Here is a 9,674-nt window from a genome sequence, read left to right on the forward strand (position 1 = left end):
CCGCGCCGTGTGCCGGTCCGCCTGGCGCAGGTGGCGGTGAAGCCGGCCCTTCCGCAGCTGCGCGCCGCGCTGCTGACCGCCTTCGGCCTGCCGGCTGCCGCGCTGACGAACCGCACGGACGCGGCCGACCGCGCGTACCGCGAGATCGTCGGCGGTCCCTCGACGGTCTCCTCGTCACCGGCTGGGACGCCGACCAGGTCGCCGACGGCACCGCGCTGGCCACGGAGGTCGGCCGCCACGGTGCCAGCGGCCGATCCCGGTGGCTCTGGTGGTGGATGCCACCCCGAAGGCCTCTAACTGCCTGCGGGCCGCCCCGCGGAGGGACGGCCCTCCCGATGCGGCTTCTGATGCGGCTCCTGATGCCGGCACCCCGGCCCTGGGGCCGGGATGGCATCCGCCCAGCTCACAGGGCCCACCAAGGTGGCCGGCAATTCTGACAACCCTCTGCGCGCCCCTGATCTCCTGGTGGTGGTGATGCGCTGTCGGGTCGGGTGGGCCTGCGGCTTGCAGACGGGCCCTGGCGGGCGGCCGCTTCGGGCCCGGGCGGTCCGAGCCCGTGATTGCTCCCCTCGGCATTCCTCCCCTCGGCTGCCCGCTGAATGGGTGACGTAGTGTCAGACCATTCACTTATGGTCATGGAAAGCATGCGCTGAGTGATCAAGGAAAGGTGTAGAGGTGAAGGACGCTGTTCTCGTGGGGTTGTGTGAGCGGTTGCCTGTCCTGGCCGGCGAGTACGGCCTGCACATGGTTCCAGCCGTACCAGAGGGGCACCCAGGTCGCGCCGATGTGGACAGCGAGGCGATGACGGCGGAGGAGTTCTGCGGCCTCGCCCGTGCGGCCGGCGCCCAGGTGCTGTTCCACCGCACGACGACATTCGACGCCGATGCCTTCCTGGACGAGGCCTTCCGCGAGGACGACGACCCTGACACCCCGCCGGGACCCGAGGCAGCCAGCGTGGCGGCGATCGAACGGGTACGGCGTCGAGCCAGGCGCCACGACGGCCAGATCGCGGAAGTGGAGCTGTGCGCCGTCCTGGACGGCGTCGCCGTGTTCTGGTCCCGCTACGCCCCATGGGCCACCGGCCTCGAGGACGACGCCGAAAAGGCCCAGAACGAAAAGGCCGCCCTGGCCGACCAGATCCGTACGAGTCGGACGAACGGCGAACAGGCGGAGATCACCCGCATCGCGCGGCTGCTGCAGGACGACCCGTCCTTCCGCGAGGCCAAGGACTACCGCGCCCAACGTCGCGCGGCCGACCGGTTGGTGCCACGTCCTGACGAACAGGACTTCGAGGCCGACCGGATCCGGACCCGGGCGATCCACGAGGCCATCAGCGCCATCGAAGAAGTCGCGGACGCCATCTACACGGAGTACATGACCCAGCTGCCCGAACTCGCCGACGAAGTCCTCGCCAGCGGTGCTCTCGACGGGGCCCGCACGATCCCGGCCCGGAAGATCCTCCTCAAGGACTTCCTCCGGAAGCGCACCGGAGGCCACACCCCGCCCGTTGACCTGATCACCCTGATGATGGAGCTACCCCAGCTGCGCAACCCCTCCAGCACCAGGGCGCTCCCCGCTGCTCGGCAGCCAGACGAGGCGCTCTTCGGCATGGAACAGAGCTGAACCGAAGCGGACCGGGAGAACGGCTCCCGCCGGTCCGGTTACGCTGCCCCCAAGGCGCCCGCCGGACCCGGGACGCACAACCACGGGCCATCGCCGGCGGGCGCCCTCCAAAGAGGCCTCCGGACCGGTGCGCCGTCCTCCGCTCGCGGTGCTGTTTGTCATCCCCGGTCCTCTGTCCCTCCGCGGCCCGGTCCCGCTTGCGGTGCTGCTCGCCGTTCCGGCTCGGTCCTGACCGTTCGGCCCGGCCGCCGTCGTGCTGCCGCGCTGCCTCCTCCTCGCCCGCCCCGCCTGCGGTGTTGCTCGCGGTCCGGGCGGGCCCGGTTTCCCGTCCCGGCCCCGGCCCGCCCTCCGGCTCGCCGTCTGCCGCCTGCAGTCGGGTCCGCTGCCTGCTGGCCCCGGCCCGGTGCCGGGTGCCGGACGACGGCGCTGCTTGCCGCCCGCCGCCCGCCGGCCGCGGGTGTTGGCCTCGGCCGGGTGCTGCCAGTCGGCCCACTCTTACCGGTACCGCGAAGGGAGGGCTCTGACTGCTTGCCCCCGGTCTCCCCGGTTCGCTCCGTCCCGGCCTTCTCGGCTCGGTCTGGCCGAGGTGCTGTTCGTCTTCCCGGTTCGGCGGTGGTGCTGCCGGCCTCGGCTTGGTGCTGCTTGCCGGTCCGGCCTTCCCGTGCCGGCTCGGTCCGGGCCGCGTCGGGCGGTTGTGTCACGGGCGGGTGGTGACGCGGCATCGGCCTGTGGGACGCCTTGGTGGTCCCGGTGCCGCGCGGGAGGACCGGGGCCTCCCGGCCCGGTCTGGTCCTTGCACTCCGGTCCGGTTGCCGTTGTGCTGCCGCGCTGTCGCCTCCTCGCCGTTCCCGGTGTCGCTGCTGGCCTCGGCCGGGTGCTGCCCGCCGGGCTGGTCTTCCCGGTGCCGCGAGGGGAGGGCTCTGACCTTCCCGCCCCCGCCCCCGGCCCCGGCCGCGGTGCTGCTCGCCGCCCCGGCCGGGCCTGGATTCCCGGGGTCGGTCGCCGTCTGCTGGCCGTCCTCGGGTGTTGGCCGCAGTCGGGCGCTGGTTGCCGTCCGGGCCTGCCCCGTCCAGGCGGCGGCGTGGTGTTAGGGGAGGGGCTGGAGGTCCGTCAGGTCCACTAGGACCCGCTTCTTCTTCTCCGAAGGCTGGGGGCTGCCTACCTTCACCAGGCCGGACGAGGCGAGGGCCCTGCTGACGATGCCGGCCAGCTTCTCGGCGGTCTCCAGCTGCGGCGCTCTGATCTCGAACTGCAGCCGCACCGGCTTCTCGACCGGCGCGATGGTCGGCACCCGGGTCGGCAGGTCGGGAACGAGACCGAGGAGTTCCCCGGCGTGGTCCGCGGCCTTGTCGAAGCGCTCGTCGTTGCACAGGGTGCCGATGACGCGTGTGGCCTGGATCATGCAGAGCGCAGCGTGGATGATCTCCGTGTCCGAGGGCGATGGCGCGGTCGCGATGCTGGTCTCCCCGGACTCGGCATCCTGATGGATGTACGCTTCCGAGCTGGTCAGGCTGGGGTGCAGATAGCCGGACTGCAGCCGGTAGGCGACGTAGAGGTCGGGCTGGTCGAAGAGCTGGCACAGCCTCTCGAACGCGAGCTCGGCGCGGAGCGGGTGCTCATCACCAGGCGGCGGCAACACCGGCTTCTCCGTGCCGTCGGGGATATGCCAGCCTTCCGCCTTCTTGAGGCTCTCCATCAGGGCGTTGCGGTTCGCCTCGTGCTCCTCGGTGAGCGCCGCGACGGCCTCGTCCCCGGAGTCGGCGAGCCAGACCAGTCGCATCGTGTGCTCCGCGATGCTGCGCACGACGGGGCTGCTCTCGTGCCCTACGTTGTTCAGCGACAGGAGGCTGACGGCCTGCCCGCTGCGGATCACGCGGGCCCACCATCCCCAGCCGACCAGGAACACGTCGCGGACGTCCGGGTCCACCCTGATGGTGCCGGAGCCGACGTCGTTGAATAGCGCGACCAGATGAGCGACGGCGCGGTGCGCTCCCTTGGCCGTCTCTGCCAGCGATATGTCTGGGTTCTCCACGCAAGGAGCGTTGCATGAGCGGACGCTGGGCCGCACACCAATTTCCGCAACTGGGCCCGCCTTCGGTGCGCGCGTCCTTCTGCCTGTCCGTTCTGCTGCGGGCCTGTGTCCGTGGTGGTTATCGGTTGTCGTCGGGGGTGTTGTTCCGGGCGGTGGTGTAGGTGTCGAGGGCTTGGCGGAGGGGCCGGCCTTCGGGGGGTGTTGGGGAGGCGGAGACGTCGCCCGGCGAGGTGGGCGGTGGCGTGGCGTGCCTGCTGCAGTGCCATCTCGTCCCCGCGGGCGTGTGCGGACAGGTGTCGCCACAGCGTGCGGTCGGCCGTGTGGGAGAGGCCGGAGGTCGGTTTGGTCGTGTCGGCTGGTGCTGCCTGCTCCGACCAGGCGCGAGCAGGTCGCCGCGCTGGTCTCCGCCCCGGATGACCCGTGGTGGGAGGACCGGGTGCTTCACACGAAGCTCTGCCCGGGGAAGGACCGCAGGGGCGGGTGAACAGCAGCCAGGGGACTTACGCCCACCCCGAGGAGATGGTCTTCCTTCACTTGAGACCCTCTGAGGGCACGGATCCTGCTTGCCGCACGCCACCTGGGACGACCCGCCCAAGCGCCCCGCCGCAACCTCGGTACCAGCGGCCGGCCCCGCACTGACCAGCCGTTTTACGGGACCCGAGGCGCTCGCAGGTCGACTTTTCCTCGGGGCTTGCTACGCCTACGAGCATCGCCGTCAGCGGGTGACACCGACTCTGAGCAGCACCAACACGGTCGGGTGCACACGGGAACCCCCGCCGGTAGCCGGGCTGCTCCTTCGGCGGCTTTCTCTACCGTGTTGAGCGCGCCGCAGAAGCCGTTCCGGCCGGATGCTTGCCGGCTTGGCCGGGACGGGCTCCTGCGCGTGAAGCCCTCACCGAGAGGAAGGTCTCCGTGTCCGAGTCTACGAACAAACGCACCGACCAGCCGTCGCCCGACCCCGGCCGAAAGCCCAGCTGGGTCCGCCGGATCGCGCGGCAGGCGGTGGAAAACGCGGTCAGGAGCGCCTCCACTGCAGCAGGAACCGCCAGTATCGGGCTCATCGTGTGGTGGATCGAGCGCCACTGATCCCACAGCGAAGCCGGTCCCCGGGCTACCCCGGGGACCGGCTTCGAGGCTGTCTTCCCTTCCGTAGCGCGAGGTGCTGTCGCATGCTGTGACCTGCGCAGATGGGCGCTTCCACCCCGTAGCGGCCGGGCACGATGGGTGGGTGCCGTCGGCGCTTCAGGCGTCGTCGCCTCGGGTGGTGTTCCATTTCGCGGGTGTCGAGGGTGGTGCGCCGGACCGCTTCCGTTTCCGCCTCCTCTGCCCGTACCGGCCTCCTCGGGCCCGAGAGGTGAATCAGCCCAGCTTCAGCGCCCGAATCCGGACCACCGGCGTCCCCAAGGTCGCCACGACGACGCCGTGCCCATCCTCGCGACCACGCTGGAGCTGCTGGCCGAACACGGCCCCCTCGGGCCGGTCTGGTGGTGCTTCGGCCGCCCCGGCCGGCACTGTCTGCTCGACGCGCTGGAGAACCCGAACAGCCGCGCCGCCTACAACCGGCGCCAGAAGGCCCGGGAGAAGAAGGCCCGCCAGGAGCACCGAGAGTGGATGCGCACCCTCGCCTGCGCCGACTGCGGCAACGTCCCGAAGAAGGAGAGCACCTGGCACTACGGCCCCGACGGCCGCCGCATGGAGTGGGCCCGCCAGCCCGGCGGCCGCTGCTGGACCTGCCACCAGGAACGCAAGGAACGCCTGGAGCGGGAGGCCGAAGAGCAACTGGAGGCCGCCCGGGCGGCGAACGCCGGGCTGCGCCCGTGCTGGACGTGCCGGGGCTCGATTGGCGGGAAGGAGGGCTCGAAGCTGGAGCTGCGGGAGAAGGCCAGCCCGGACCGGCTGGAGTGCCCGCAGTGCGAACAGGACCGCGCCGTCAAGGACTTGGGCCCGCTGGTGCTGCCGGTCCCGACCAAACGCGAGCTGGTGGCCGCGCTGGTCTCCACCCCGGATGACCCCTGGTGGGAGGACCGCGTGCTGCACGCCAAGCTCTACCCGGCGAGGGGCCGTCGGGTGTGACCTGTTGGTGTTGTGGCGGGTCGGTGATCGGCTGAGGAGCCTTGTTTTCGGGCTGGGGGTTCATGGGTTGGTTGAGAAGAACCAGGCCGTGGTGGGGGCGTGTTCGGGTGGGGCTGGTTCTGCAGGGGTGTTGCCGGCGAGGTGGCAGGGTGGTTTGACCTGCTGGTTTTGGTGGTTGGTTGAGAACTTGCAGGTCGCGTGAGAAGTAGTGGGGATTCCCGCAGTCTGGATGAGAGCCCTGTATGTGCCGGGTGGGCTGGGGGTGGCTGGCGCCCGGTTGGCCTGGGGTTTAGTGGGTGTGGTGTCGGGTCCAGGTGGTGAGAAGGTCACCGGGCAGCGTGGTGAGTCGGGGTAGGTCGAGCGCGGTGGCTGTGTGGTCGAGGAAGGCGTGGACGGCTGGGTGGGGGCGTCCGTGGAACGGGGCGGGGAACAGCGCGGTGGTGGCCAGGGCCCGGGCGAGGGTGACGGTTTCGGGGTAGGTGACGGCGTCACGGGCCAGGAGTGTCCAGGAGCCGGTCACGGGCCGTACACCGGGGTTGGCGGCATGGAGGAGCCGTCGGCGGTGCTGCCAGCGGGCGGCGAGGGCGGTGTGGGTGGAGTGGTCGTGCCAGCGGGTGGTGATCGCGGTGGCCCAGGTCCACGCGTCCGCGGCGCCGGGCCGGTGTCGTAGGCGCCGGTGGCCAGCGTGGGCGTGGGTGAGTTCGGGGAGCGCGGCGGTATTGAGGCTCTGGTGGGGGGCAGCGGCCCAACGGTGGTGGCGCGGGCACAGGCGTGCGTGGTCGGGCAGGTAGGCGAGAGCGTGGTTGGTGGTGCCGCCCGTGCGGCGAAGCGTGCAGGAGGGGCAGGCCCGCCTCGGTGCGTGGCGGAGGTCGAGCCTGTGCCAGGAGGCGTGGCCGCCCCCGTGGCCCGCGGGGGTGTGGCCGGGGTCGGCGGGGTCCGGGCAGGGAGATCCGAGATAGGGCAGCGCGTGGGTGAGGTGGTGGTGGGGGAGGCGAGTGAACGCGGCCAGGCGGTGCTGCGCCGGGTGGTCGAGGTGGAGTTCGCTGCCTCCCGGAGTGCGGCTGGGGCGGCCGGTCACGGTGATGGCGAGGCCGTCCAGCAGGTGGGCCTGGGACAGGTGGTGGGCGGCGGCGACGCGTTGCAGCCAGGACGCGGTGCTCTCGGTGGGCAGGGGCCGGATGTCCAGGAGGCTGGGTGCCGGTACCGGCCATCTCTCACCGGCCCGGTCGGGCGTCTCGCCGGCCGTCTCGCTCGCCCTGGTGCCGCTGCCTGCCGATGGCGGCGGGGGCGTGGCCGGGAGCGGGTTGTGAGTTGCCCCGGGCGTGCTGTGGCCGGTGCCGGTGTGTTCGGCTGCCATCGGCGTTCGTGGCGACCGGCTGGGTGGCGGTGTCGGGTGCGGGTCGGATGGTTCACCGCCGCCTGGCCGCGGGTCGGACCGGTCGGTGGTGTTGTTCGGCGAGGTGGTCGAGGGTGATCGCGTCCAGCGAGGTCTTGGTGACTTTCTCGGTGCCGTCGAGGATCGCGGTGATCGCGGCCTGGCGGATGAGACGCGAAAGGCTCCCGATCCTGCCCGCGGTGCGCTGGTGGAGGTAGGGGGCGAGCCGGCGTAGGGAGCCGGGGCGGTGGGCGGTGAGGTCGAGGGCGTTCTCGAACGCGGCGACGGTGGAGCGGAACGGGGTCTGGTCGCCGAGGCGGGCGGGCAGGGGGTCGCAGTCGATCAGCGAGGTACGTCCGGCCAGCTGCGCGCCGCGCACCCCGGAGAACAGCGGGGTGTCGGCGACGTCGATGCCGGCGTAGACGAAGGTCGCGGGCAGCCGTTCGGTGAGGTCTTTGAGGAAGTCGGCGGCTTCCGAGCCGTTGGTGGTGCGGGGGTTGAGGCGGTGGATCTCGTCCACGAGGACCAGGCGCACCCCGACGCTGGCGTACATGCTGCACACGGTCGCGGTGAGCAGGGCCTGGGTCATGCGCGGGGTGACGGGCAGGCCGATGAAGCGGGCGAACTCGGCGGCAAGGGTCTTGGCGCTGGCGCCGGGCGGGACCAGCACGTAAGCGACCGCGGTGCGCCCGGGCATCGGGCCGCGCACGGGCTGGGTGTGGAGCTCGAAGGCGCGTCCGACCTCGAGCAGCGCGGTGCTCTTGCCGGTGGTGGGCGGCCCGGTGACGATCACTCCGGGCCGGGCGGTGCCCTCCTGGTGGCGCCCGAGCAGGGTCAGGGACCGCACGGTGGTGGTGATCTGGTCCAGGACGGGGGTGCGCACGACGACGAACCGGGAGTGGTAGGCCAGCCGCTGGGCCGGGCTGCGCCGGGGCCCCTCGGGGGAGGGCGGTGTGGGCCGTTTGCGGTCGACGAAGCGCCGCCATTCCTCCCAGGTGGTGGGCGTCGCGGTCCCGGCCTGGGCAGCGGACTGGCCGGCGGTCGGGGTCACCATTGCTGTGCCTCCTCGGCCGCGTCGAACAGCCCGAAGCCGGCGTCCACCGCATCCTCGTCGTCCAGCTCGTCCTCGTCGTCCCAGGCGAGACCGTCCTCGTCCTCCTCACCCTCACCACGCGAGTGCGGACCTCCTGGCGGTGACATCGGCGTGGGCCACGGTTCGGCGGCGTCGAACAGCACCGCGGGAGCCTCGTCTTCCCCGGCCGCCGTCCCGGCCCGTGCGACGCCGGCCCGCCGCGGCCCCGGAACTGCGTGCCCTCGAGCGTCCGGCTGCTGCCCGGGGCCAGCGTCTCCCGCAGAGGCTGGCCGTCCGTGTTGCCTGGTCTTGCGCCCTCGGGCCTGTGCTTCCGGATCCTCCACGGCGCCGGGCCCGTCGGTGTCTTGGGGGAGGGCGGCGGGTGCGTGGCGGGTGATCAGGGCGTGTTCACGGGGGTGGGCGGTGCCGTTCCTGGCGCGGCGCAGGAGGTCGTCGAGGGCCTGGGCGAGGTCGGCTTCGTGCCGGTCGCGCTCGCCGCGCCGGGTGACGGTGTCCTTGAGGTGCTGCCACAGCTGGTCGCCGAAGGGCTGGTGGACGTGGTCGGCGTGGATCCACGGGACCGCCGTGAAGCCGCCGGCGCCGAGGCGGACCCAGATCCGGCGGGCGTCGTGGGGGTTGTGGTGGACCTCCCACCGGCCCTGCTGCGCCGTGGTGCCGGAGGGCTGGCCGCGGTAGTCGCCGAGCGCGGGGTGGTCGTAGGTGCGGTGATTCAGGCGGATGCCGCGCTCGGTGATCGGTTTCCAGGCCACGGGCAGCAGTTCGATGTAGTCGTCACCGGCCAGGGGGAGCGGCACGTGCCCGGTGGCGCCGAGCATGGCGCCCCACATCTCGTTCGGGGTCAGGGCGGTGGCGGGCATCGAGGGGTGGCGCAGTCCCTCGGTGGGGCGGTTCTGCCACTCGACGGTGATCCACTGGTCGAGCATGTCCTGCAACTGGGCGACGCTCCACACGGCTTCGTGCTGGCTGTCGGATCCGCGGCGCAGGACGTTGGAGCCGGTGTGGCCGGCGACGTGCTGGCAGAACAGGGTGTTGATGGATCCGAAGGCGCGCTCGACGTGGCCCTTGGCGGTGGGGCGCCGGGGCGGGGTGGGCTGCACGCTGATGCCCAGGCTCTCGCAGGCGGCCAGGAACGCCGCGGACAGGAAGATCCGGCCGCGGTCGACGACCACGGTCTCCGGCACCACGACCGGGCGGCCTGCGGCGGCCTCCAGGCGCCTGTCCGCGTCCAGGAGGTCCTCGTACGGCACGGGCGCGCGCGACATGGCCAGAGCGTCGGGCCAGCCCACGCGCAACGGGTGCGGGACGGCCATTTCGGCGAGCAGCAGCGCCGCGTCGACGGCCTTGGTGCTCGCCGGGCGCAGGACGGCGGCCAGGATGGAGCGGGTGGCGACATCCAGCGCGATGGTCAGCTCCGGGCGGCCGGTGGTGCCGTCGGCGAAGACGGCCATGACGTCCAGGCGGGTGGAGTCGAGCATGAC

The 9,674-nt window shown here is 72.2% G+C and carries 6 protein-coding genes and 1 pseudogene; 3 read left to right on the forward strand and 4 right to left on the reverse strand.

Translation table 11 applies throughout. From position 1 onward, the window contains the following. Both ACZ3TI_RS40185 and ACZ3TI_RS40190 read left to right on the forward strand, forming a co-directional pair. Positions 1 to 297: pseudogene (locus tag ACZ3TI_RS40185) on the forward strand (hypothetical protein); the annotation flags it as partial. 378 nt (positions 298 to 675) lie between these two features. Further along, positions 676 to 1,623 carry a hypothetical protein gene (locus tag ACZ3TI_RS40190; RefSeq protein ID WP_465735436.1) on the forward strand — a complete coding sequence of 316 codons (948 nt, stop codon included), beginning with the start codon at positions 676 to 678 and terminating at the stop codon, positions 1,621 to 1,623. Positions 1,624 to 2,710: 1,087 nt separating this feature from the next. Here ACZ3TI_RS40190 and ACZ3TI_RS40195 read toward each other — a convergent pair. After that, positions 2,711 to 3,655, reverse strand: a complete 945-nt coding sequence (locus tag ACZ3TI_RS40195) for a DUF5677 domain-containing protein (protein ID WP_465735438.1) — start codon at positions 3,653 to 3,655, stop codon at positions 2,711 to 2,713. Positions 3,656 to 5,077: 1,422 nt separating this feature from the next. Between ACZ3TI_RS40195 and ACZ3TI_RS40200 the strand changes: the two genes are divergently transcribed. Continuing rightward, complete coding sequence (locus ACZ3TI_RS40200) at positions 5,078 to 5,728, forward strand: hypothetical protein (protein ID WP_465735440.1); 651 nt, start codon at positions 5,078 to 5,080, stop codon at positions 5,726 to 5,728. A 289-nt stretch (positions 5,729 to 6,017) separates the two neighbouring features. On the opposite strand, the gene ACZ3TI_RS40205 is transcribed toward ACZ3TI_RS40200, so the two are convergent. The 3 genes from ACZ3TI_RS40205 to ACZ3TI_RS40215 form a co-directional block, all read right to left on the reverse strand. After that, positions 6,018 to 7,085, reverse strand: a complete 1,068-nt coding sequence (locus tag ACZ3TI_RS40205) for a TniQ family protein (protein WP_465735442.1) — start codon at positions 7,083 to 7,085, stop codon at positions 6,018 to 6,020. Between the two features lie 52 nt (positions 7,086 to 7,137). Then, positions 7,138 to 8,157 (reverse strand): TniB family NTP-binding protein, encoded by a 1,020-nt coding sequence (locus tag ACZ3TI_RS40210; RefSeq protein WP_465735444.1) that lies wholly within the window; start codon positions 8,155 to 8,157, stop codon positions 7,138 to 7,140. Continuing rightward, on the reverse strand, positions 8,151 to 9,674 hold a 1,524-nt coding region (locus tag ACZ3TI_RS40215), incomplete at its 5' end, for a Mu transposase C-terminal domain-containing protein (RefSeq protein ID WP_465735446.1). The genes ACZ3TI_RS40210 and ACZ3TI_RS40215, both read right to left, overlap by 7 nt.

Source organism: Kitasatospora sp. NPDC023120 (genome assembly GCF_055560835.1).